This is a genomic window from Halomonas halophila, assembly GCF_030406665.1.
Taxonomy (GTDB): Bacteria; Pseudomonadota; Gammaproteobacteria; order Pseudomonadales; family Halomonadaceae; genus Halomonas; species Halomonas halophila.
In genome coordinates, this window is record NZ_CP129121.1 from 845,290 (window position 1) to 867,629 (window position 22,340).

General features: G+C 69.8%; 19 protein-coding genes. 18 read left to right on the forward strand and 1 reads right to left on the reverse strand.

Annotated features, from left to right (window positions below; genetic code table 11):
* Nucleotides 1-88: 88 nt before the first annotated feature.
* From ribBA to QWG60_RS03910, 12 genes are all read left to right on the forward strand, one after another.
* Nucleotides 89-1,255 (forward strand): bifunctional 3,4-dihydroxy-2-butanone-4-phosphate synthase/GTP cyclohydrolase II, encoded by a 1,167-nt coding sequence (ribBA, locus tag QWG60_RS03855; protein WP_035597745.1) that lies wholly within the window; start codon nt 89-91, stop codon nt 1,253-1,255.
* Between the two features lie 85 nt (nt 1,256-1,340).
* Nucleotides 1,341-1,832 carry a 6,7-dimethyl-8-ribityllumazine synthase gene (ribH, locus tag QWG60_RS03860; protein WP_046079221.1) on the forward strand — a complete coding sequence of 164 codons (492 nt, stop codon included), beginning with the start codon at nt 1,341-1,343 and terminating at the stop codon, nt 1,830-1,832.
* Entirely contained in the window at nt 1,829-2,329 is a 501-nt protein-coding gene (gene nusB / locus QWG60_RS03865) for a transcription antitermination factor NusB (RefSeq protein WP_046079220.1), read from the forward strand. Before ribH ends, nusB begins: the two co-directional genes overlap by 4 nt.
* A 13-nt stretch (nt 2,330-2,342) precedes the next feature.
* The gene (gene thiL / locus QWG60_RS03870; RefSeq protein ID WP_146907890.1) at nt 2,343-3,296 is read left to right on the forward strand and encodes a thiamine-phosphate kinase; all 954 of its coding nucleotides are present in this window, start codon (nt 2,343-2,345) and stop codon (nt 3,294-3,296) included.
* Nucleotides 3,293-3,766, forward strand: a complete 474-nt coding sequence (locus QWG60_RS03875) for a phosphatidylglycerophosphatase A family protein (RefSeq protein ID WP_035597758.1) — start codon at nt 3,293-3,295, stop codon at nt 3,764-3,766. The genes thiL and QWG60_RS03875 overlap by 4 nt, the downstream gene beginning before the upstream one ends.
* A 50-nt stretch (nt 3,767-3,816) precedes the next feature.
* On the forward strand, nt 3,817-5,058 hold the full coding sequence (locus QWG60_RS03880; protein WP_146907892.1) for a DUF945 family protein: 1,242 nt from the start codon (nt 3,817-3,819) through the stop codon (nt 5,056-5,058).
* Between the two features lie 78 nt (nt 5,059-5,136).
* Nucleotides 5,137-7,566 carry an endopeptidase La gene (gene lon, locus QWG60_RS03885; protein ID WP_146907895.1) on the forward strand — a complete coding sequence of 810 codons (2,430 nt, stop codon included), beginning with the start codon at nt 5,137-5,139 and terminating at the stop codon, nt 7,564-7,566.
* 292 nt (nt 7,567-7,858) lie between these two features.
* Nucleotides 7,859-8,863, forward strand: coding sequence for a thiamine ABC transporter substrate binding subunit (gene thiB / locus QWG60_RS03890; protein WP_146909019.1), 1,005 nt, complete (start codon nt 7,859-7,861; stop codon nt 8,861-8,863).
* A gap of 53 nt (nt 8,864-8,916) precedes the next feature.
* Nucleotides 8,917-10,536, forward strand: coding sequence for a thiamine/thiamine pyrophosphate ABC transporter permease (thiP, locus tag QWG60_RS03895; protein ID WP_222593867.1), 1,620 nt, complete (start codon nt 8,917-8,919; stop codon nt 10,534-10,536).
* A complete protein-coding gene (locus QWG60_RS03900) occupies nt 10,520-11,176 on the forward strand; it encodes an ATP-binding cassette domain-containing protein (protein ID WP_046079214.1) in 657 nt (218 codons plus the stop codon). The genes thiP and QWG60_RS03900 overlap by 17 nt, the downstream gene beginning before the upstream one ends.
* Before the next feature lie 169 nt (nt 11,177-11,345).
* Nucleotides 11,346-13,190, forward strand: coding sequence for a dihydroxy-acid dehydratase (gene ilvD, locus QWG60_RS03905; protein WP_146909023.1), 1,845 nt, complete (start codon nt 11,346-11,348; stop codon nt 13,188-13,190).
* Between the two features lie 91 nt (nt 13,191-13,281).
* Nucleotides 13,282-14,373: an oxidoreductase gene (locus tag QWG60_RS03910; RefSeq protein WP_046079212.1), complete on the forward strand. Its 1,092-nt coding sequence runs from the start codon at nt 13,282-13,284 to the stop codon at nt 14,371-14,373.
* A 111-nt stretch (nt 14,374-14,484) separates the two neighbouring features.
* Here the strand turns inward: QWG60_RS03910 and nudE are convergent, their stop codons facing one another.
* Nucleotides 14,485-15,072 carry an ADP compounds hydrolase NudE gene (gene nudE / locus QWG60_RS03915; protein WP_046079211.1) on the reverse strand — a complete coding sequence of 196 codons (588 nt, stop codon included), beginning with the start codon at nt 15,070-15,072 and terminating at the stop codon, nt 14,485-14,487.
* A gap of 210 nt (nt 15,073-15,282) precedes the next feature.
* On the opposite strand from nudE, the gene yrfG reads away from it, so the two are divergent.
* The 6 genes from yrfG to QWG60_RS03945 all read left to right on the forward strand — a co-directional run bounded on the left by yrfG (nt 15,283) and on the right by QWG60_RS03945 (nt 22,248).
* Entirely contained in the window at nt 15,283-15,960 is a 678-nt protein-coding gene (gene yrfG, locus QWG60_RS03920; RefSeq protein WP_046079210.1) for a GMP/IMP nucleotidase, read from the forward strand.
* Nucleotides 15,957-16,337: a ribosome-associated heat shock protein Hsp15 gene (gene hslR, locus QWG60_RS03925; RefSeq protein WP_035594179.1), complete on the forward strand. Its 381-nt coding sequence runs from the start codon at nt 15,957-15,959 to the stop codon at nt 16,335-16,337. Before yrfG ends, hslR begins: the two co-directional genes overlap by 4 nt.
* 130 nt (nt 16,338-16,467) lie before the next feature.
* On the forward strand, nt 16,468-17,343 hold the full coding sequence (gene hslO / locus QWG60_RS03930) for an Hsp33 family molecular chaperone HslO (protein ID WP_046079209.1): 876 nt from the start codon (nt 16,468-16,470) through the stop codon (nt 17,341-17,343).
* A 217-nt stretch (nt 17,344-17,560) separates the two neighbouring features.
* A complete protein-coding gene (locus QWG60_RS03935) occupies nt 17,561-19,114 on the forward strand; it encodes a phosphoenolpyruvate carboxykinase (RefSeq protein WP_107182264.1) in 1,554 nt (517 codons plus the stop codon).
* Between the two features lie 141 nt (nt 19,115-19,255).
* Nucleotides 19,256-19,762, forward strand: a complete 507-nt coding sequence (gene msrB, locus QWG60_RS03940) for a peptide-methionine (R)-S-oxide reductase MsrB (protein ID WP_046079207.1) — start codon at nt 19,256-19,258, stop codon at nt 19,760-19,762.
* 86 nt (nt 19,763-19,848) lie between these two features.
* Nucleotides 19,849-22,248: a Tex family protein gene (locus QWG60_RS03945; RefSeq protein ID WP_146909025.1), complete on the forward strand. Its 2,400-nt coding sequence runs from the start codon at nt 19,849-19,851 to the stop codon at nt 22,246-22,248.
* Nucleotides 22,249-22,340 lie beyond the last annotated feature (92 nt).

A 22,340-nucleotide genomic window follows, 5' to 3' on the forward strand; every position in this document is an offset into this window, starting at 1 on the left:
CCCTGACGCGGTTTCGAGCGGACGACGCCCGACGGCGACTTCGGTGTCGTCGCGTCGCGACGACCGCAGCAGAGTCAATGGAGATTCCATGGAGCACTCCTCCTCCGGGGGCCTGGCCCCCATCGCCGAACTGATCGAGGACATCCGCCAGGGGCGGATGGTGATCCTGATGGACGATGAGGATCGCGAGAACGAGGGCGATATCATCATGGCCGCCGAGAAGGTGGAGGCCGAGCACATCAACTTCATGGCGCGTCACGCCCGCGGCCTGATCTGCCTGCCGATGACCCGCGAGCGCTGCGAGCGCCTGCAGCTGCCGCTGATGGTGCGCGACAACGGCTCCGGCTTCGGCACCAAGTTCACGCTCTCCATCGAGGCCGCCGAGGGCGTCAGCACCGGAATCTCCGCCGCCGATCGCGCGCGCACCGTCCAGGCGGCGGTGGCCCGCGATGCCGAGCCGACCGACATCGTCCAGCCCGGCCACATCTTCCCGCTGATGGCCGAGCCCGGCGGCGTGCTGCGCCGCGCCGGCCACACCGAGGCCGCCTGCGACCTGTCGGCCCTGGCCGGCCTGGACCCCAGCGGCGTGATCTGCGAGGTGATGAACGAGGACGGCAGCATGGCGCGCCGCCCCGAGCTCGAGGCCTTCGCTCGCGAGCACGGCCTGAAGATGGGCACCATCGCCGACCTGATTCACTATCGCATCCACAACGAGCAGACCGTCGAGTCGCTGGAGTCGATGCCGGTGCAGACGCCCCACGGCGAGCTGACCCTGCACGTGTTCCGCGATCGCATCCAGGGCGCCCATCACCTGGCGCTGGTCAAGGGGCGCCCGCATCCCGAGGACCTGACCACGGTGCGCGTGCATCTGTCCAACGTGATGCGCGACCTGCTGCTGCTGCAGAAGGGCGAGCACGACAGCTGGACCGCCCACGAGGCGATCGCCGAGGTTGCTAGCGCCGAGCACGGGGTGTTCGTGCTGCTCGACGACGGTCGCCCGCAGCAGGATCTTCACGACCTGCTCGAGGTCTTCCTGGAGCGTCGCCGGGCGCCGCGCACCACCGATTCCGATGGCGCCGGCAACTACCTCACCATCGGTACCGGGTCGCAGATCCTGCGCGAGCTGGGTGTGGGCCGCATGCGCCTGCTCAGCTCGCCGTGGAAGTTCTCGGCGCTCTCAGGCTTCGACCTGGAAGTGATCGAACGCGTCGAGCCCGGCCAGACGCCGGCCGCCGAGGGTGACGACGGCGCCTGACGCCTTCATCCGACATCTCGCCGGGGCGCCGACCGTCGCGCGCCCCGGCGATTCCGTTTTCATCGGGTTCAGCAGGAAAGAGACCATGCAACCGATTTCCCAAGTCGAAGGCAGCTTCGTCAACGTCGATGGCCGCTACGTGATCGTGGTGGGCCGCTTCAATCATCATGTGGTGGACAGCCTGGTCGAGGGCGCCGTGGACAGCCTGACGCGTCACGGCGTCGATGAGGAGAACATCGACATCGTGCACACCCCGGGGGCCTGGGAACTGCCGCTGGCCATCAAGCGGGCGCTGCAGGTGGTCCGCCCCGATGCGGTCATCGCCCTGGGCGCGGTGATCCGCGGCGGCACGCCGCACTTCGAGCACGTGGCCGGTGAATGCAACTCGGCCATGAACCGTCTGCAGCTGGAGTTCGACACCCCGGTGGCCAACGGCGTGCTGACCGTCAACTCCATCGAGCAGGCCATCGAGCGTGCCGGCACCAAGGCCGGCAACAAGGGCACCGAGGCGGCCATGGCGGCCATGGAAATGGTCTCGCTGCTGCGCCGCTTCGGCGACGGGGAGAACGCCCGATGAGCGAACAGCGTCGCGAACCGTCCAAGGCACAGCTGGCCCGTCATGCGGCCCGTGAACTGGCCGTCCAGGGGCTCTACCAGTGGCAGCTGACCGAGAAGCCGATCGCCGCCGTCGAGGCCGAGTTCCGCAGCCAGATCGCCGACGAGGATCTGGAGGATCACGAGAACTGGCACAAGGTGATGGGCATCGCCGACCTGGCGCTGTTCCACCAGCTGCTGCACGAGGTGGCGCGCCACCGCCGCGAACTTGACGCCACCATCGCGCCGCTGCTCGACCGTCGCCTCGAGGATCTCGATCTGATCGAACTGGCGATCCTGCGCCTGGGGGCCTACGAACTCGCCAAGCGTCCCGAGGTGCCGTACCGCGCGGTGATCAACGAGGGCGTCGAGCTGGCCAAGTCCTTCGGCGCCACCGAGGGGCACAAGTACGTCAACGGCATCCTCGACAAGCTCGCCGCCAAGCTGCGCGGCGCCGAGGTCTCCGCGCGTCGTCGCTGAAGGCTTCGAACCGATGTCCAGCGAATTCGAGCTGATCGCCCGTCATCTCGCTCCTGACCCCGCGGCCGATGCCGCGGGGGTGAGCCTCGGTGTCGGCGACGACTGCGCGCTGCTCGCGCCCACGCCCGGCACGCGGCTGGCGGTGAGCGTCGACACTTCGGTGGCCGACGTGCACTTTCCCGCCGATGCCCCGGCTTCCACCATCGGCCACCGGGCGCTGGCGGTCAGCCTCAGCGACCTGGCCGCCATGGGCGCCGAGGCGCGCTGGTGCCTGATGTCGCTGACCCTGCCCGAGGCCGATGACGCCTGGGTCGCGGCGTTTGCGGCCGGCTTTCATGCCCTGTGCGACGCCTGCGGCGTGGCGCTGGCCGGCGGCGACGTCACCCGCGGTGAGCTGGCGGTGGGCGTGACGGTGATGGGCGAGGTGCCCGAGGGCGAGGCCCTGACCCGCTCCGGTGCGCGCCCTGGCGAGGTGATCGCGGTGACCGGCGCGCTGGGCGGCGGTGCCGGCGGCCTGGCCCGTTGGCAGGCCGGCGAGCGCGATCCCGACGATGCCCTGCTGCGTCGCTACCTTCGCCCCGAGCCGCGTCTCGCCGCCGGCCTGGCGCTGCGCGAGTTGGCCTCCGCGGCGATCGACGTCTCGGACGGCCTGCTGGCCGACCTCGGTCATCTCTGCGTGGCGTCCGGCGTGGGCGCCGCCCTGACGCCCGAGGCACTGCCGCTGGCCGAGGGGCTCGTGGCGGCACTCGGCGACGACGATGTCATGGACGCGGCCCTGCGCGGCGGCGACGACTACGAACTGCTGGTGACGCTGCCCGAGGCGCACCTCGCGCCGGCCCGGGCGCGGCTGGCCGCCGAGGGGCTGGCGCTGACCGCGATCGGCCGCGTCACCGACACCCCGGGGGTCGCCGGCGTCGCCGATGACGGCGCCACGGGCTGGCAGCACTTCTCAGGAGACACGCCATGAACCGCGCCCCCCAGAGCGTCTGGCACCGGCCGGTCCACTTCCTTGCCTTCGGCTTCGGCAGCGGCGCCGTCCCCTTCGCCCCGGGCACCGTCGGTACCCTGGCGGCCATCCCCTTCTACTGGCTGATGTCGGAACTGCCGCTGGGCTGGTACCTGTTCGTGGTGGCCATCACCTTCGTGTGGGGGGTCTGGCTGTGCGAGAAGACCTCCCGCGACCTCGGCGTCCACGACCACTCGGGCATCGTCTGGGACGAGTTCGTCGGCTACTGGCTGACCATGATGGCGGTGCCCTTCTCCTGGGAGGCGGCCCTGTGGGGCTTCGTGGTCTTCCGGGTGTTCGACGTCTTCAAGCCCTGGCCGATCCGCTGGGCCGACCGCCGCGTGGCCGGCGGCTTCGGCATCATGATCGATGACGTCCTGGCCAGCGCCTACGCCTGGTGTACCATGCACCTGTGGTTCTGGCTCCACTGAGGTCGACGCCTCGGCCCGGGGCAGGGCGTCACGTCGACAAGGAGTGAGCGATGCGCAAGGAGCGCCTGATCGTGCCGGTGCTGGCGGTGCTGGCCCTGGCCTGGGCGGTGGCCCAGACCCTCGCCGGCCTGCTGTTCGAGCGCGAGCTCACCCGGCTCGTGGCCGAGCTTCGCCAGGGCGGCGAGCTGAGCGTGCGGCGCAGCGACGTGGAACGCGGCTGGCTGACCTCCCACGGCGTGATCCATCTGGCGCCGCTGTTCGGCAACGCCTGGCATCTCGACGTGGTCTACCGCGCTCGTCATGGCGTGCTGGAGACCCGGCTGGACGGCACCTTGCGCCCCCACGCGCCGGAGATCGAGCCCGCCCAACGGGCGGTGGGCGCCGCGCCGCCCCGCTGGGACGCCCATTTCCGCCCCTATTCCTCGACCCTCGATGCCACCCTGGAACTCGCCCCCCTGGTCTTTCAGCAGCAGGCGCGCACCCTGACCCTGCAGGGCGGCCGGGTCGCGATCCACGGCGACGTCGGCGACTGGCGGCTGCGCGCGCGGCTCGCCGAGCTGCGCCTCGACGACGGCGAGACCCGCCTGAGTGCCGGCCCGCTGGTGCTGGAGAGCCGCTTCGCCTATACCCAGGACGGCTTCCATTTCAATCAGGGCGACCACTGGCGTCTCCAGAACCTGGCCTGGCGCTCCCCGGAGCTGGCCTTCGACGCCGCCGAACTCAGTCTGAAGACCCGGACCGTGCTGGATGCCGAGGAGCTGCGTCTGAAGGCCCGGCTCGACGTCGGCGAGGTGTTGTCCGGCGACGAGGTGCTGCTGACCGGCGAGCTGGCGGGCGAGCTGTCGCGCCTGGATGCCGATGCGCTACGCGCGCTGTCGGCCCTGCTGCATCGCGAGGCGTTCCTCGGCCATGCCGAGGCGGATGATCATTCCCTTGGCGAGATGCTGACGCCGGCCCTGCGCGAGCTGCTGTCCGATTCCCCGCGGCTGGATATCCTCGAGGCCGACCTCGAGAGCCCCATGCTGGGGCTGTCCCTCGACGGCGAGGGCGTGCTGGTCTTCGACGCCCGCGACCTCGATGCCCTCGACCCGATGGCGCTGGAGTCCGAGGCGGAGCGCGCGGCCTGGCGTGAGCGGGTCGACGGCGACTTCCTGTGGCAGCACCTGCCGCCGGTGATCGCCCTGGGGCTGGGGCTGCCGCTGGACACCCGGGAACTGCAGGTTGACGTGGTGCGCGGCACGGTGAGGATCAACGGTCGCCCGCTGCCGCCGGTGCTCGAACGCTGGCGATGACTTGAAGTTCGGCCTCGTCGCCCGCATTGCGGAAACATCACGGGTCGAGATGTCCCGTCCCTTCAGGATGAGGTACGCATGAGCGAAGACGATCAGCGCTACGAACAGGACGGCCTGGAATGGGTCCAGGCCGACACGGATGATGAGCTGGACCTCGACGAGGGCGCCGGCCACGCGGTGGTGCCGGCCAGCGATACCCTGCCCGAGCGGCTCTACCTGCTGCCGATCCACAATCGTCCCTTCTTCCCCGCCCAGGTCCAGCCCCTGGTGATCAACCGCGAGCGCTGGGAGGACACCATCGGCCGGGTCGGCAACACGCCGCACCACATGGTCGGCCTGGCCTTCGTCGGCGAGGCCGGCGTCGAGGACCTGAGCCCTGGCGACTTCCCCGAGATGGGCACCGCGGTCAAGGTGCACAAGCTCCAGGGCGAGGACTCGCAGCTGCAGTTCATCGCCCAGGGCATGCGCCGCTTCCGCATCCAGCGCTGGCTGTCCAAGGCGCCGCCGTACCTGGTCGAGGTCAGCTATCCCCGCGAGCCGGTGGACGCCGAGGACGAGGAGACCCGCGCCTACGCCATGGCGCTGATCAACGGGATCAAGGAGCTGCTGCCGATCAACCCGCTCTACGGCGAGGAGCTCAAGCACTATCTCAACCGCTTCAGTCCCCACGAACCGGGCCCGCTGACCGACTTCGCCGCCGCCATCACCTCGGCCAAGGGGCCCGAGCTGCAGGACGTGCTGGAGTCGCTGCCGGTGATGGAGCGCATGCAGAAGGTGCTGCCGCTGCTGCGCAAGGAGATCGACGTCGCCCGGCTGCAGAGCGAGATCAGCGAGCAGGTCAACGCCCAGATGCAGGAGCGCCAGCGGGAGTTCTTCCTGCGCGAGCAGCTCAAGATCATCCAGCGTGAGCTGGGTATCTCCAAGGACGATCGCGAGAACGACGTCGATACCTTCCGCGCCCGCCTCGAGGACAAGACGGTACCGGAGCGCGTGCAGGAACGCATCGACGACGAGCTCGACAAGCTCTCGGTGCTGGAGACCGGCTCGCCGGAGTACGGCACCACCCGCCACTACCTGGACTGGCTGACCTCGCTGCCGTGGGGGCTGACCAGCGACGACCAGCTCGACCTGGGCCACGCCCGGGAGGTGCTCGACCGCGACCACGACGGCCTCGCGGACGTGAAGGAGCGCATCGTCGAGTTCCTCGCCGAGGGCACCTTCAAGGGCGACGTCGGCGGCTCGATCCTGCTGCTGGTGGGCCCGCCGGGCGTCGGCAAGACGTCCGTCGGGCGCTCCATCGCCGAGGCGCTGGGCCGCGAGTTCTACCGCTTCTCGGTGGGTGGCATGCGCGACGAGGCCGAGATCAAGGGCCACCGCCGCACCTACGTCGGCGCCATGCCCGGCAAGCTGGTGCAGGCGGTCAAGGAGGTCGGCGTCGAGAACCCGGTGATCATGCTCGACGAGATCGACAAGCTCGGACAGTCGTTCCAGGGCGACCCGGCCTCGGCGCTGCTCGAGGTGCTCGACCCGGAGCAGAACGTCGACTTCCTGGACCACTACCTGGACGTGCGGCTGGACCTGTCCAAGGTGCTGTTCGTGTGCACTGCCAATACCCTGGACTCGATCCCGGCGGCGCTGCTCGACCGCATGGAGCAGATTCGCCTCTCCGGCTACATCGCCCAGGAGAAGATGGCCATCGCCAAGCATCACCTGTGGCCCAAGCTGCTCGAGCGCGATCGCATCCCCAAGAAGCGCTTGAATCTCACCGACGCCGCGCTGCGTCAGGTGATCGAGGGCTACGCCCGCGAGGCCGGGGTACGCCAGCTCGAGAAGCAGCTGCACCGCATCGTGCGCAAGTCCGCGGTCAAGCTGCTCGAGAACGACCAGCAGACGGTCAAGGTCTCGGTGAAGAACCTCGAGGAGTTCCTCGGTGCGCCCACCTTCCGCAAGGAGAAGGTGATGAAGGGCGAGGGCGTTGTCACGGGGCTGGCCTGGACCGCCATGGGCGGCGCGACCCTGTCGGTGGAGGCCGGCAAGGTGCACGCCCTGGATCGCGGCTTCAAGCTTACCGGCCAGCTTGGCGACGTGATGAAGGAGTCCGCCAACATCGCCTACAGCTACGCGCTGGGTCATCTCGGCGAGTACGGCGCCGACCCGGACTTCTTCGACTCCGCCTTCGTGCATCTGCACGTGCCGGAGGGCGCTACGCCCAAGGACGGCCCCTCGGCCGGCGTGACCATGACCACCGCGCTGCTGTCGCTGGCCAAGCACCGGCCCATCGACCGGCCGCTGGCGATGACCGGCGAGCTGACCCTGACCGGCCACGTGCTGCCGGTGGGCGGCATCCGCGAGAAGGTGATCGCCGCCCGGCGCAGCGAGATCTTCGAGGTGATCCTGCCCGAGGCCAACCGCCGCGACTACGAGGAGCTGCCGGACTACCTCAAGGAGGACGTCACGGTGCACTTCGCGGGGCATTATCGGGATGTGGCGAAGGTCGTTTTCGGCTGAGGAAAACACCGATTTATTGCTGCGCTCGATATCCTGGCCGCCGGCGGTGTCGAGGCGTCGAACCGTCGCTATCCTCATGTAGCAGGCTACACTCCGGTAGCTGCGCTCCGGCGGCGGCCAGCCTCTCTTCGCTCGCGACATAAATCGGCGCTTTCCTGACTGTCAGGAAAGCATTGCATTACCTACCGCCCCATCCCTCCGTAACGCGCCCGCCGATGGCATAATGGCGGGCGCGTTTTCGTGTCCGACCCCTCACTCTTCGCTTCCCACTTCTCGAACAACAGGAATGTCCATGGCTCCCAAGGTTCAGGTCGTCGGTGTGGCGCTTGCCGCGCTGCTGGTCGCCGGCTCCGTTCAGGCCGGCGAGACCCTCACCGTCTATACCTACGACTCCTTCGTCTCCGAGTGGGGGCCGGGGCCCGGCATCGAGGAGGCCTTCGAGGCCCGCTGCGGCTGCGATCTCGCGTTCGTCGCCTTGCCCGGCGGCGTCGACATCCTCCAGCGGCTGCGTCTCGAGGGGCAGGACACCGCCGCCGACGTGGTGCTGGGGCTGGACATGAACCTGATGGCCGAGGCCCGCGCGCTGGACCTGCTGGCGCCCCACGGCGTCGACACCGGCGCCCTCGACCTGCCCATCGACTGGAGCGACGACAACTTCCTGCCCTACGACTGGGGCCACTTCGCCTTCGTTTACGACACCGAGCGGCTCGAGACGCCGCCCGGGAGCTTCGAGGAACTGCTCGACGCCCCGGACGACGTCAAGGTGATCCTCCAGGACCCGCGCACCAGCGTCACCGGCCTGGGGCTCTTGCTGTGGATCAAGAAGGTCTACGGCGAGCGGGCGCCGGAGATATGGGCGCGCCTCAACGAGCGCGTGCTGACCGTCACCAGCGGCTGGAGCCAGGCCTACTTCTCGCTGTTCATGAACGGCGAGGCGCCGATGGTGCTCTCCTACGCCACCTCGCCGGCCTATCACATGGCCGTCGAGGGCACCGACCGCTACCAGGCCGCCGAATTCGACGACGGCCACTACCTGCAGGTGGAAACGGCCGCCCGGGTGGCGACCAGCGAGCATCCCGCGCTCGCTCGCGAGTTCCTGGCCTTCATGCTGACGCCGGACTTCCAGCGCCATATTCCGCTGGGCAACGTCATGCATCCGGCCATCGACCTCGGCGATGAGCTGCCCGAGGTCTATGAGCGGCTGATCGCCCCCGAGAGCCTGACCTTCACGCCCGAAGCGGTGCAGGCCCATCGTCGCGAGTGGCTCCGCGAGTGGCGCAACGCCGCCGCCCGATGAGCCCGATCACGCGCTGGGCCACGCATTCGCGCTGGCCCCTGGGAGCCGGCATCGTGGCGCTCGTCGCGGTGGCGGGGTTAGGCCTCGGCAGCCTCGGCGCGCTCCTGTGGCAGGCCCGCGAGCTGCATCCGGCGATGCTGTGGCAGGAGCCGTGGCTGGCCGCCGTGCTGCGCTTCACCCTGTGGCAGGCCAGCCTCTCCACGCTGCTGTCGATCGGCCTGGCGATTCCCGTGGCCCTGGCGCTGGCCCGGCGGCCGCGCTTCCTCGGCCGGCGCCTGCTGCTGCGGGCCATGGAGCTGTCGCTGGTGATCCCGAGCCTGATCGCGCTGTTCGGGCTGGTCGCCGTACACGGCCGGCGCGGCTGGCTGGCGCCGCTGAGCGATTGGCTGGGCGGGCTGCCCGACGACTATCTCTACGGCCTCTCCGGCATCGTGCTGGCCCACGTCTTCTACAACCTGCCGCTGGCCGCGCGGCTGATGCTGCAGGCTCTCGAGGAGGCGTCGCCGGCCCAGTGGCGGCTGGCCGGCCAGCTGGGGCTGTCTCGCGGCGTGCTGTGGCGGGCGCTGGAGTGGCCGCGGCTGGCACCGCTGCTGCCGCGTCTCGCCGCGCTGGTGTTCACGCTGTGCTTCACCAGCTTCGCCATCGTCATGACCCTGGGCGGCGGGCCGGCGTCCTCGACTCTGGAAGTGGCGCTCTACCAGGCCATGAAGTTCGACCATGACCTGGCCCTGGCGGCGCTGCTGGCGCTGACCCAGCTGGCGATCTGCCTGACGCTGTGGCTCGTGGCGCTGTCCCGCGGCGGCACGCCGTCGCTGGCGGTGGGCGGGCGCCCCGGCCGGCCTGCCGGGCGCTGGTGGCGCCGCGACGCTCAGGGGCTCTCGCGCCTCACCGATGCCTTCTGGCTCATCGGGCTGGCCGCGCTGCTGTTGCCGCCGCTGGTGGCGGTGCTGGTGGCCGGCGTGCTCGGCCTGCCGGAGATGCCCCGCGGCGCGAGCCTCTGGCCGGCGGCGCTGCGCAGTCTCTCGATGGCATTCGCCGCCGGGCTCGGTTCGCTGGCGCTGGCCGTGGCGCTGCTCGCCGGGCGCCAGTGGCTGCGCGACCGGCGGCGGCCGCTTGCCGCCGCGCTGATGGAGGGCGGCGGCCAGCTGATCCTGGTGATTCCGGCGCTGGTGTTCGGCACCGGCCTGTTCCTGCTGCTGCGCCCGCGGCTCGGCAGCGGCTGGGAGGGCTATGCCCTGGTGGTGCTGGTCAATGCCTTCATGGCGCTGCCCTTCGCCATGCAGGTGATCCGCGGTGCGCTGCCGGGCCTCTCGGCGCCGGAGCGGCGGCTGGCCGACCAGCTCGGGGTGCGCGGCATGGCCCGGCTGCGCTGGCTGCAGTGGCCGCGGCTGCGCCGCCCGCTGGCCCTGGCGCTGGCCTACGCGATGACGCTGTCGCTCGGCGACTTCAGCGTCATCGCGCTGTTCGGCAGCCCCGCGGCGCCGACCCTGCCGATGCTGCTGTTCCAGCAGCTGGGCGGCTACCGCTGGCAGGGCGCGGCGGCTACCGCGCTGCTGCTGCTGGCCCTGGTGGCGCTGGTGTTCGCCGCCCTCGACCGCCTGACCCGACACCCGCCGCGCCACCGCTGGCGGGCCGCTTCGCCGCAAGGACGCCCCGATGCTCGACTGCCATGACCTGACCTTCCACTACACGCGCTGCGATCCGGGCGAGACGCCGGACTTCCGCTTTGCCTTCCGGCTCGCGCCGGGGGAATGCCTGTCGGTGGAGGGGCCGTCGGGGTCCGGCAAGAGCACGCTGCTGGCGTTGCTGGCCGGCTTCCTCGAGCCCGGCGGCGGGCGGCTCGACTGGACGGGGGAGGACCTGCTGGCGCGGCCGCCCTGGGAGCGCGGCATCACCACCGTCTTCCAGGAGCACAACCTGTTCGATCACCTGCCGGTGTGGCTCAACGTGGGCCTCGGCCTGGCGCCGGACATGAAGCTCACTCGCGAGCAGAAACGGCGTATCCGCGAGGGGCTGGCCGAGGTCGGGCTCGAGGGGCTCCACGACCGGCTGCCCGACGAGCTCTCCGGCGGCCAGCGCCAGCGGGTGGCACTGCTGCGTGCGCTGCTGCGGGGCGCGCCGCTGCTGCTGCTCGACGAGCCCTTCACCGGGCTCGACGACGCCACCCGGCGCGGGCTGTGGGCGCTGGTGCGTCGTCAGAAGGCGGCCGGCGTGGCGGTGCTGCTGGTCAGCCACGACCGCGACGACATCGAGGCCCTGGCCGACCGCCGCTGCCGGCTCGAAGGCGGGCGGCTGGTGGCGGTCGGCGACTAGCCGTCAGGGGCCGGCTGGAGGGGCGTGGCGCTGGCCTGTCGCCCGGGGGCATGACAGAATCGGATCACTGGACACCAAGACCGCCCGGGACCTCGCCGACGCGTCGCGCGAGCTCATTGCGATCGTGCGCGCGAGGCCACGGACGGCAGCAGCATATCAAGAGGACACCATGCCCGAGTATCGCTCCCGCACCACCACCGCCGGCCGCAACATGGCCGGTGCCCGCGCCCTGTGGCGCGCCACCGGCATGAAGGACGACGACTTCCACAAGCCGATCATCGCGGTGGCCAACTCCTTCACCCAGTTCGTGCCCGGCCACGTCCACCTCAAGGACATGGGCCAGCTGGTGGCTCGCGAGATCGAGAAGGCCGGCGGGGTGGCCAAGGAATTCAACACCATCGCCGTCGACGACGGCATCGCCATGGGCCATGACGGCATGCTCTACTCGTTGCCGAGCCGCGACATCATCGCCGACAGCGTCGAGTACATGGTCAACGGCCACTGCGCCGACGCCCTGGTGTGCATCTCCAACTGCGACAAGATCACCCCCGGAATGCTGATGGCCGCCATGCGCCTCAACATCCCGGTGATATTCGTCTCCGGCGGCCCCATGGAGGCCGGCAAGACCAAGCTCTTGGACCACGGCCTCGACCTGGTCGACGCCATGGTCATGGCCGCCGACGACTCGGTGGACGACGAGACCCTGAGAGAGGTCGAGCGCAGCGCCTGTCCGACCTGCGGCAGCTGCTCCGGCATGTTCACCGCCAACTCCATGAACTGCCTGACCGAGGCGCTGGGTCTGGCGCTGCCGGGCAACGGCACCCTGCTGGCCACCCACGGCGACCGCCGCCGGCTGTTCGAGACCGCCGGCCATCGCATCGTCGAGCTGGCCAAGCGCTACTACGAGGGCGACGAGGCGCATCTGCTGCCGCGCGCCATCGGCGCCAAGCCGGCGTTCAAGAACGCCATGACCCTGGACATCGCCATGGGCGGTTCCACCAACACCATCCTGCACCTGCTGGCCGCGGCCCAGGAAGCCGGCATCGACTTCGACATGGACGACATCGATCGCCTGTCCCGCGAGGTGCCGCAGCTGTGCAAGGTGGCGCCCAACACCCAGAAGTATCACATCGAGGACGTGCATCGCGCCGGCGGCATCATGGCGATCCTCGGCGAGCTGGACCGCGCCGGGGTGCTGGATACCCGGGTGCCCACCGTCTACGGCGACAGCCTGGCCGAGGCCCTCGAGGAGTGGGACATCATGCGTTCGCCGAGTGCCGAGGTCGTGGAGTTCTACAAGGCCGGCCCCGGCGGCGTCCCGACCCAGACCGCGTTCTCCCAGAGCGCCCGCTGGCCGAGCCTCGACGGCGACCGCGCCACCGGCTGCATCCGCGACCTGGCGCACGCCTTCTCCCGTGAGGGCGGCCTGGCCGTGCTCAAGGGCAATATCGCCCTCGACGGCTGCGTGGTGAAGTCCGCCGGCGTCGACGAGTCGATCCTGGTCTTCGAGGGGCCGGCCCACGTGGTCGAATCCCAGGATCAGGCGGTGGAGCACATCCTCGGCGACAAGGTGAAGGAAGGCGACGTGGTGGTGATCCGCTACGAGGGGCCGAAGGGCGGCCCGGGCATGCAGGAGATGCTCTACCCGACCTCCTACCTGAAGTCCAAGGGCCTGGGCAAGGCCTGCGCGCTGCTCACCGACGGCCGCTTTTCCGGCGGCACCTCGGGCCTGTCGATCGGCCACGCCTCCCCGGAAGCCGCCGCCGGTGGCGCCATCGGCCTGGTCCGGAGCGGCGATATCATCCGCATCGACATTCCCAACCGGACCATCGACGTGAAGCTCTCCGACGAGGAGCTCGCCGAGCGTCGCCGCGCCGAGGAAGCCCGCGGCCGCGATGCCTGGAAGCCGAGCATCCAGCGCGTGCGCAAGGTCTCGGCGGCGCTCAAGGCCTATGCGCTGCTGGCCACCTCCGCCGACAAGGGTGCGGTGCGCGACCTGACCAAGCTCGACTGAGCCGAAGGCCCCGGCATCGGCCGGGGCCGATTTCCCTTCCACGCGCGACCATCACCCAGATAACGATTCGATCCAGCAGGGAAGCCTTGCAATGAAGACCCAGACCCTCAACGTCGGCCTGATCGGTTTCGGCATGGCCGGACGCACCTTCCATGCGCCCTTGATCCAGACCGCACCGGGCCTCGAGCTCACCGCCGTGGTCTCCAGCGACGCGGAACGGGTCCAGGCGGTCTATCCCGAAGTGGCGGTGCATGCCAAGTCGGCCTCGCTGTTCGCCGATCCCGACATCGACCTGGTGGTCATCGCCACGCCCAACGAGACCCACTTTCCACTGGCCAAGGCGGCGCTGGCCAAGGGCAAGCACGTGGTGCTCGACAAGCCCTTCGCCGTGTCGCTGGCCGAGGCGCGTCAGCTCAAGAGCCTGGCCGACGGCGCCGAGCGCCTGCTCAGCGTCTTCCACAACCGTCGCTGGGACAGCGACCTCCTGACCCTCAAGGGCTTGCTCGACGAGCAACGCCTGGGTCGGGTGGTCGAGGTGGAATCGCGCTTCGACCGCTTCCGACCGACGGTGCCCGACCGCTGGCGCGAGCAGCATCGCCCCGGCAGCGGCATCTGGTTCGACCTGGGCCCGCACCTGCTCGACCAGGCCCGGTCGCTGTTCGGCATGCCTCGGGCCATCCTGCTGGAACTCGCCAGCCTGCGCGACGGCGCCGAGATCGACGATGACTTCCAGGCGGTGCTCGAATACGACCGGCTGCGCGTGACCCTCAAGGCCAGTGCCCTGGTGGCCGAGCCCACGCCGCGCTGGCGGGTCAACGGCACCCGTGGCAGTTTCGTGAAGTACGGCCTGGACCCGCAGGAGGACTGGCTCAAGGCCGGCGAGATTCCGCAGCCGGCCTGGGGCGTCGATCCGTCGCCGGGACGGCTGACGCTGAACGAAGGGGAGGGCGACGCGGTCGAGCTCGTCCATCACGAGGTCGAGGCCGTGCCGGGCGATTACCGTGCCTACTACGACGCCATCGCCCGTACCCTGCTGCGCGGCACGCCGCCGCCGGTGAGCGTCGACGAGGCGCTGGACGTGATGAGTCTGCTCGAGGCGGGGCTGGACAGCTATCGCCAGGGGCGCTGGGTCAAGCTCAAGGAGGGTGGCAGCCTGCCGCGCCGGCTGCACGCCAAGGGCTGAGACGCCAGGGGCTGAGACGCCAGGGGCTGAGACGCCAGGGGCTGACACGACCAGGGCTCACATGCTCGCCGCTTCCCCGTGGGTCGGGGAAGCGGCGTTTTTCGGTCGGGCCTACCAGATCGAGGGGCTGGCGTTCTCGGCGCGCATCTTGTCCCGGGCGATGTAGAGGGCCGCGATGGCGCGGGCCTCGTGGAAGTCCTCCCGGGTCAGCAGCGCGCCGATCTCGTCGATGGCGTGGGTCTCGACGATCAGCGGCTCCGGCTCGTCGCCGGGCAGGCGCCTGGGGTAGAGGTCCGTGGCCAGCATCACCTGCATGCGGTGACGCATGTAGTTCGGCGCCAGGGTCAGTTCCACCAGCGGCTCCAGGCGATGGGCGCCGAAGCCGCATTCCTCCATCAGCTCGCGATTGGCGGCGGTGACGATGTCCTCGCCGGGATCCACCAGCCCCTTGGGCAGGGTCAGGGCGTAGTCCTCGACGCCGGCGGCGTACTCGCGGATCAGCAGCACGTGCTCGGGATCGGGCATGGCCACGATCATCACCGCGCCGACGCCGCGTCCGGTGCCGCCCAGCCGCTCGAAGGTGCGCTCGGCACCGTTGGAAAAGCGCAGCTCCATCTCCTCGATGTTGAACAGCCGGCTGCGGGCGACGCTGCGCCGGGCCAGGACGTGCGGCTTGTGGGGGGCATGGTCGTCGGTCATGGGATCTCCGGTCGTTCGGCGTCTGTCGTGCCCTTGGGATGCCGGTCGCGGGCGTCCGATCAATCCCGCCAATCGGGGCGATAGCCCGGAGCGGTCGGGCGCTGGAATGCGTCCTCGGCATCGTTTGGGTACACTACCACGTCTTCCCCTGGCGGACGTCACCGCACCGCCGCCGACCCGCCCGAAAGGCGTCCATCCCTAAGGAGTCCCATGATCGACTGGCGTGCCATCGATACCGTCCTTCTCGACATGGACGGCACCCTGCTGGACCTGCACTTCGACAGCCACTTCTGGCTGGAGCACCTTCCGCGCCGCTACGTGGAGCTGCATCGGCTCGACGAGGCGAGCCAGGAGGCGATCCGCGCGCGGATCCTGCGCGAACAGGGCACGCTCAACTGGTACAGCCTGGCCTACTGGAGCCGCGAGCTGGACGTCGACATCCTGGCGCTCAAGCGCGAGGTTCAGCACCTGATCGGCCTGCGCAGCGACGCCCTGGACTTCCTGCGCTGGCTGAAGCGCGCCCATCCGCGCGTGGTGCTGGCCACCAACGCCGACCGCGAGAGCCTGGCGCTGAAGCTGCCGCTCACCGGGCTCGAGGACTACCTGGACGCCATCGTCTCCTCCGCCGACCTCGGCGTGCCCAAGGAGGCCCAGGAATTCTGGTTCTCGCTGCAGGAGGTCGAGCCCTTCGACCCGGCCCGCACGCTGTTCATCGACGACAACGCGGCGGTGCTGGAGAGCGCCCGCGAGTACGGCATCCGCCACCTGCTGGGCATCAAGCAGCCCGACAGCCGGCGACCCGAGAAGGCGCTCGAGGAATTCATCGCCCTGGACCGCTTCGCCGCCATCCTGCCCGAGGAGCGGCCCGACGACGAGGAGAACGCATGAGCGGCGTGCGTCTCGACAAGTGGCTATGGGCGGCGCGCTTCTTCAAGACCCGGGCGCTGGCCAAGAAGGCCATCGAGGGTGGCAAGGTCCATTACAACGGCGGCCGCGCCAAGACCAGCAAGACCGTGGAAGTCGGCGCCCTGATCCGCGTGCCCCAGGGCTGGGACACCTGGGAGGTCGAGGTGGTGGCGCTGTCCGAGCAGCGCCGTGGTGCCCCGGAGGCCCGCGAGCTCTACCAGGAGACCGCGGAGAGCCAGGCGCGCCGGACCAAGGAAGCCGAGAGCCGTCGCCAGGCCAACCAGGCCATGCAGCATCCGCTCAAGCGCCCCGACAAGAAGCAGCGACGCGAGATCAAGCGCTTCATGCGTGGCGACTGAGCCGAGCGGCGCGAGACACCGGGGTCGCCAGAGAGGGAAGACGCGCAGGGCGCGTCTTCTTCGCTCCAGTGTCGTGCCCCGTCCAACCTTCATTCCGTATTCCCGATTTCATTACGATCAGGCAAGCATCATGAGTGATCAGATTCAGCGTTTCCTCTTCGAGGAGACCAATGTCCGCGGCGAGATCGTCACCCTCCAGGAGGCGCACGCCGAGGTCATGGAGCGCCACGAGTATCCGCCGGCGGTGACCCGCCAGCTGGGCGAACTGCTGGCCGCGGTGGCCCTGCTCACCGAGACCGTCAAGCTCGACGGCACCATGAGCATCGAGGTGCGCGGCGACGGCCCGCTGTCGCTGCTGATGGCCGAGTCCAACCCGGGCGGCGAACTGCGCGCCATCGCCCGGCTCGACGAGGAGGCGGCGATCCCCGCCGAGGACGCGAGCTTCACCGAGCTGGTCGGCGAGGGCAAGGTGACCATCACCCTGGACCCGCGCGAGGGCCATCGCTACCAGGGCATCGTGGCGCTGACCCGCGACAGCCTGGCCGGCTGCCTGGAGGACTACTTCGCCCAGTCCGAGCAGCTGCCGACTCGCCTGTGGCTGGCCGACGACGGTCAGCGCGCCGCCGGCCTGCTGCTCCAGCGCCTGCCCGACGAGGCGCAGAATCAGGACGATGACGCCTGGGAGCGCACCGTTCACCTGGCCTCGACCCTCACCGACGCCGAGCTGCTCGAGGTGGAGCAGCGCGAACTGCTGCATCGCCTCTATCACGAGGAGACCGTGCGGGTCTTCGACCCCAAGGCACTGCGTTTCGCCTGCACCTGCTCCCGCGAACGCATCGCCGGCGCCCTGCTGTCGCTGGGCAGCGCCGAGCTGCGCGACATCCTCGCCGAGCAGGGCGGCATCGCCACCCAGTGCCACTTCTGCCACACCCGCTACGAGTTCACCCTCGCCGAGGTGGAAGCGATGCTCGAGGACCCCGAGGGTCCGCCTCCCACCGTCCACTGAGCCGGCGCCGGTGTGCTAGTAAAGTTACGAGAAAGTCGTTGATCTGACGGCATTTCCTGCCGCTCGACTTGTTTGCCATACTCCCCGGACTCATCCGCGTTCCGGTCGTCGCCTCACAAGACGGTCAACCGCATGCGGCCACCGGGGATGGGTCGAGACCGCATCGCGGACGCCCGGCAAACGAGAGAGAACGGCCTCGAGGCCCAGGAACTGCCACATGACAACGACACGACACGCGACCACCCACCTCAACCTGTCCCGCGCCGAGCTGATCGAGCGGGCGCTGGCGGCCGGCGAGGGCCGCCTGTCCGCCCAGGGGGCGCTGGTGGTCAATACCGGCGCGCGCACCGGACGTTCACCCAGTGACCGCTTCATCGTCGACGAGCCCTCGACCCGGGGCGAGATCGACTGGGGCAGCGTCAACCGGCCCTTCGACGCCGAGCGGTTCGAGACGCTGTGGACGCGCGTCGAGGCCTTCCTGGCCGACGGCGAGCGCTACGTCTCCGAGCTCCATGTGGGCAGTGATCCGGCTCACTACCAGCCGGTTCGGGTGACCACCGAGACCGCCTGGCACAACCTCTTCGGCCGTACCCTGTTCGTGCGCCCCGAGGCCTTCAATCCCTCGTCGAAGCCCGAGTGGCGCATCCTCAATGCGCCTGGCTTCGAATGCGATCCGGCACGGGACGGCACGAACTCCGAAGGCTGCGTGATTCTCGACTTCGCCGGCCGGCGGGTGCTGATCGCCGGCATGCGCTACGCCGGCGAGATGAAGAAGGCCATGTTCTCGGTGCAGAACTTCCTGCTGCCCGAGGCCGACGTGCTGCCCATGCACTGCAGTGCCAACGTCGGCGAGAACGGCGAGACCACGCTGTTCTTCGGCCTCTCCGGCACCGGCAAGACGACCCTCTCCGCCGACCCGTCGCGCTACCTGATCGGCGACGACGAGCACGGCTGGGGACCGGGCACCGTGTTCAACATCGAGGGCGGCTGCTACGCCAAGTGCATCGACCTCTCGGCGAAGAACGAGCCGGTGATCTGGAACGCCATCCGCTTCGGCACCGTGCTGGAGAACGTGGTGCTCGACGAGCACCGCGTGCCGGACTACACCGACGATCGCCTGACCCAGAACTCCCGCGCCGCCTATCCGCTCGAGCACATCGACAAGCGCGTCGCCGAGAACCGCGCCGGCGAGCCCAGCGCCATCGTCTTCCTGACCTGCGACATGAGCGGCGTGCTGCCGCCGGTCTCGGTGCTTTCCAAGGAGGCCGCGGCCTACCACTTCCTGTCCGGCTACACCGCCAAGGTGGGCTCCACCGAGATGGGCGCCTCCGAGGGCCTGGAAGCGACCTTCTCGACCTGCTTCGGCGCGCCGTTCTTCCCGCGGCCGGCCCGGGTCTACGCCGATCTGCTGGTCAAGCGCGTGGCCGAACAGGAGGCTCAGGTCTACCTGGTCAACACCGGCTGGACCGGCGGCGCCTACGGCGAGGGCGGCGAGCGCTTCTCGATTCCCACCACCCGGGCCATCGTCGAGGCGATCCAGAGCGGGGCGCTGCGCGGCGTGGAGACCCGCCGACTCGAGGGTCTCAATCTCGACGTGCCCACCGCCGTGCCCGGCGTGGACGCCACGCTGCTCGACCCCCGCGAGACCTGGGCCGACAAGGCCGCCTACGACCGCCGCCGCGACGACCTGGCCGCGCGCTTCGTCGACAACTTCCGCAAGTTCGAGGGCGTGAGCCCGGCGATCGTCGAGGCCGGGCCGATCGTTCGATGAACCGGCGCCTCGGTGTCGGGTCCCAGAGGGAGGCGCCATCCGGCGGCTCCCTCTCGTTTTTTCGGCAGAGAATCCGTCGGGAAGGTAAGGATGTCGTGATGGGGCCGACCAAGGGCTATCTCGCATCAACGGAGGCGCATCATGAAACGACGCATCTTTCTCGGGTTGCTGGGGATCGGCGGCCTGGCCGGCGCGATGCCGGGGCTGGTCTCGGCGCGGCCCAAGCTCGATCTCGCGCGTGCTCCGGGCATCGAGCCGCTCGCGCTCAGCGAGGCCGAGTGGCGCGAGCGGCTGTCCGAGGCGCGCTTCGAGATCCTGCGCGAGGCCGGTACCGAGCGGGCCTTCTCGAGCCCGCTGGACAAGGAGACCCGTGACGGCGAGTACCGCTGCGCCGGGTGCGATCTGCTGCTGTTCACCAGCGACATGAAGTACGACTCCGGCACCGGCTGGCCGAGCTTCTTCACCCATGTGGAAGGGCATCTGCTCACCGAGCTCGACCTGGTGATGCTGATTCCGCGCACCGAGTACCACTGCGCCCGCTGCGGCGGCCACCAGGGCCACGTGTTCGAGGACGGTCCCGAGCCCACCGGGCTGCGCTGGTGCAACAACGGCCTGGCGCTGCGCTTCGTGCCCGCCACCAGCGGCTAGGCAGCCCACAGGCGCCTGCGCCTCCCGGCGCCGCCGGGGGTGTGATACCTTGTCGCGATCGTCTGTCCCGGATTGGCAAGGATTACATGGACGCACAAGCCAAGATCATCGATCGTCTCGCCGAGGAACTCGGCGTTCGCGGCCCTCAGGTTTCGGCCACCGTGGAACTGCTCGACGGCGGCGCCACCGTGCCCTTCATCGCCCGCTATCGCAAGGAAGTCACCGGCGGGCTGGATGACACCCAGCTGCGCCAGCTGCACGAGCGGCTGGGCTATCTGCGCGAGCTGGAGGAGCGCCGCGAGGCGGTGCTGGCCAGCATCGACGAGCAGGGCAAGCTGACGCCCGAGCTGACCGCCAGCATTCGCGCCGCCGATACCAAGCAGCGTCTGGAAGACCTCTACCTGCCGTATCGCAAGAAGCGTCGCACCAAGGCGCAGATCGCCCGCGAGGCCGGCCTCGAGCCGCTGGCGGATGCGCTGCTGGCCGATCCCACGCTCGACCCCGAGGCCGAAGCCGCCCGCTACCTGCGTGCCGCCGATGGCGACATCCCGGCCATCGAGGACGCCAAGGCCGCCCTGGACGGCGCCAAGCAGATCCTGATGGAGCGCTTCGCCGAGGAGGCCGAGCTGGTCGGCCGTCTCCGCGAACGGCTGTGGAGCGACGGCGAGCTCTCCTCGCGGCTGATCGCCGGCAAGGAGCAGGAGGGCGCCAAGTTTTCCGACTACTTCGAGCACGACGAGCCGCTGGCCAAGGTGCCCTCGCATCGGGCGCTGGCGATGTTCCGCGGCCGCAACGAGGGCGTGCTGGCGCTGACCCTGCGCCTGCCCGGCGAGGACGAGGCCCCGCTGCATCCGGCCCAGGTGGCGATCGCCAGGCACTTCGAGATCGCCGACCGCGGCCGTCCCGCCGATCGCTGGCTGGCCGAGGTGGTGCGCTGGACCTGGCGCGTCAAGCTCTACACCCATCTCGAGACCGAGCTGATGGGCCGGCTGCGCGAGCGCGCCGAGCTCGAGGCCATCGAGGTGTTCGCCGCCAACCTCAAGGATCTGCTGCTGGCCGCACCGGCGGGCCAGAAGGCGACGCTGGCCATCGACCCGGGCCTGCGTACCGGCTGCAAGGTCGCGGTGGTCGACGCCACCGGGCGTTTCCTCGAGCACGCCACCATCTTCCCCCATGCCCCGCGCAACCAGTGGGACGAGTCGCTGGCCGTGCTGGCACGGCTGGTGAACAAGCACGACGTGACCCTGGTGGCGGTGGGCAACGGCACCGCCAGCCGCGAGACCGACAAACTGGCGGGCGACCTGGTCAAGGCCCTCTCTTCAAGCACCGGGGCCAGTCAGAAGCGGCTGTCCAAGGTGATGGTCAGCGAAGCCGGCGCCTCGGTGTACTCGGCCTCGGAATACGCCGCCCGGGAGCTGCCCGAGCTCGACGTGACCATCCGCGGTGCGGTCTCCATCGCCCGTCGGCTGCAGGACCCGCTGGCCGAGCTGGTCAAGATCGAGCCCAAGTCGATCGGCGTCGGTCAGTACCAGCACGACGTCTCCCAGGTGCAGCTGTCGCGCAGCCTGGAGGCGGTGATCGAGGACTGCGTCAACGCCGTGGGCGTCGATCTCAACACCGCCTCCAGCGCGCTGCTGTCGCGGGTGGCCGGCCTCAACGCGGGGCTGGCCGAGAACATCGTCGCCCGTCGCGACGCCGAGGGCGCCTTCGCCAGCCGCAAGCAGCTGCTCGACGTCAGCCGCCTGGGGCCGAAGACCTTCGAGCAGTGCGCCGGCTTCCTGCGCATCATGGGCGGCGACAATCCGCTGGATGCCAGTGCCGTGCACCCCGAGGCCTACCCGCTGGTCGAGCGCATCGCCAAGCAAAGCCAGCGCGAGCTGGGCGGGCTGATCGGCGACAGCGCGACCCTCAAGGCCCTCAAGCCCGCCGACTTCGCCGACGAGCGCTTCGGCGTGCCCACCGTCAGCGATATCCTCAAGGAGCTCGACAAGCCGGGTCGCGACCCGCGTCCCGAGTTCAAGGCGGCCGAGTTCCGCGAGGGCGTCGAGACGCTCAAGGACCTGGAGCCCGGGATGGTGCTCGAGGGCAGCGTCACCAACGTCACCCACTTCGGCGCCTTCGTCGACATCGGCGTGCACCAGGACGGCCTGGTGCACATCTCGGCGCTGTCCGACACGTTCGTCGAGGATCCGCGCTCGGTGGTCAAGGCCGGCGACATCGTCAAGGTCAAGGTGATGAGCGTGGATCTCGAGCGCGCCCGCGTCGGGCTCTCCATGCGCCTCGACGACCAGCCCGGCGAAGACGGCCAGCCGACCCGGCGCGGCGGCGAGCGCCAGGGCCAGAAGGCCCCACGCAAGGGCGGCGGTCGAGGCCAAGGTCAGGGTAGCAAGGCCCAGGGCGGCAAGGGCCAGCAGGGCGGCGGCCAGAACGACGGCCAGCTCGGTGCCCTGGGCGCGGCGCTGCTCAAGGCCAAGAAGGGGCAGTAGGCCGGGCGATCGATTAGCCGGCTTACCTTGAATCGCCGAGTTTCGGCACCATAATCTGAGGTCTTTGCGGGTGCCGCGGCGCCCGAAACGTC

Excerpts from the sequence above, each read along its gene's own strand:
- ribBA (WP_035597745.1), top strand. The coding sequence starts at position 89 with ATGGAGCACTCCTCCTCCGGGGGCCTGGCCCCCATCGCCGAACTGATC.
- ribH (WP_046079221.1), top strand. The coding sequence starts at position 1,341 with ATGCAACCGATTTCCCAAGTCGAAGGCAGCTTCGTCAACGTCGATGGC.
- nusB (WP_046079220.1), top strand. The coding sequence starts at position 1,829 with ATGAGCGAACAGCGTCGCGAACCGTCCAAGGCACAGCTGGCCCGTCAT.
- thiL (WP_146907890.1), top strand. The coding sequence starts at position 2,343 with ATGTCCAGCGAATTCGAGCTGATCGCCCGTCATCTCGCTCCTGACCCC.
- QWG60_RS03875 (WP_035597758.1), top strand. The coding sequence starts at position 3,293 with ATGAACCGCGCCCCCCAGAGCGTCTGGCACCGGCCGGTCCACTTCCTT.
- QWG60_RS03880 (WP_146907892.1), top strand. The coding sequence starts at position 3,817 with ATGCGCAAGGAGCGCCTGATCGTGCCGGTGCTGGCGGTGCTGGCCCTG.
- lon (WP_146907895.1), top strand. The coding sequence starts at position 5,137 with ATGAGCGAAGACGATCAGCGCTACGAACAGGACGGCCTGGAATGGGTC.
- thiB (WP_146909019.1), top strand. The coding sequence starts at position 7,859 with ATGGCTCCCAAGGTTCAGGTCGTCGGTGTGGCGCTTGCCGCGCTGCTG.
- QWG60_RS03900 (WP_046079214.1), top strand. The coding sequence starts at position 10,520 with ATGCTCGACTGCCATGACCTGACCTTCCACTACACGCGCTGCGATCCG.
- ilvD (WP_146909023.1), top strand. The coding sequence starts at position 11,346 with ATGCCCGAGTATCGCTCCCGCACCACCACCGCCGGCCGCAACATGGCC.
- QWG60_RS03910 (WP_046079212.1), top strand. The coding sequence starts at position 13,282 with ATGAAGACCCAGACCCTCAACGTCGGCCTGATCGGTTTCGGCATGGCC.
- nudE (WP_046079211.1), bottom strand. The coding sequence starts at position 15,072 with ATGACCGACGACCATGCCCCCCACAAGCCGCACGTCCTGGCCCGGCGC.
- yrfG (WP_046079210.1), top strand. The coding sequence starts at position 15,283 with ATGATCGACTGGCGTGCCATCGATACCGTCCTTCTCGACATGGACGGC.
- hslR (WP_035594179.1), top strand. The coding sequence starts at position 15,957 with ATGAGCGGCGTGCGTCTCGACAAGTGGCTATGGGCGGCGCGCTTCTTC.
- hslO (WP_046079209.1), top strand. The coding sequence starts at position 16,468 with ATGAGTGATCAGATTCAGCGTTTCCTCTTCGAGGAGACCAATGTCCGC.
- QWG60_RS03935 (WP_107182264.1), top strand. The coding sequence starts at position 17,561 with ATGACAACGACACGACACGCGACCACCCACCTCAACCTGTCCCGCGCC.
- msrB (WP_046079207.1), top strand. The coding sequence starts at position 19,256 with ATGAAACGACGCATCTTTCTCGGGTTGCTGGGGATCGGCGGCCTGGCC.
- QWG60_RS03945 (WP_146909025.1), top strand. The coding sequence starts at position 19,849 with ATGGACGCACAAGCCAAGATCATCGATCGTCTCGCCGAGGAACTCGGC.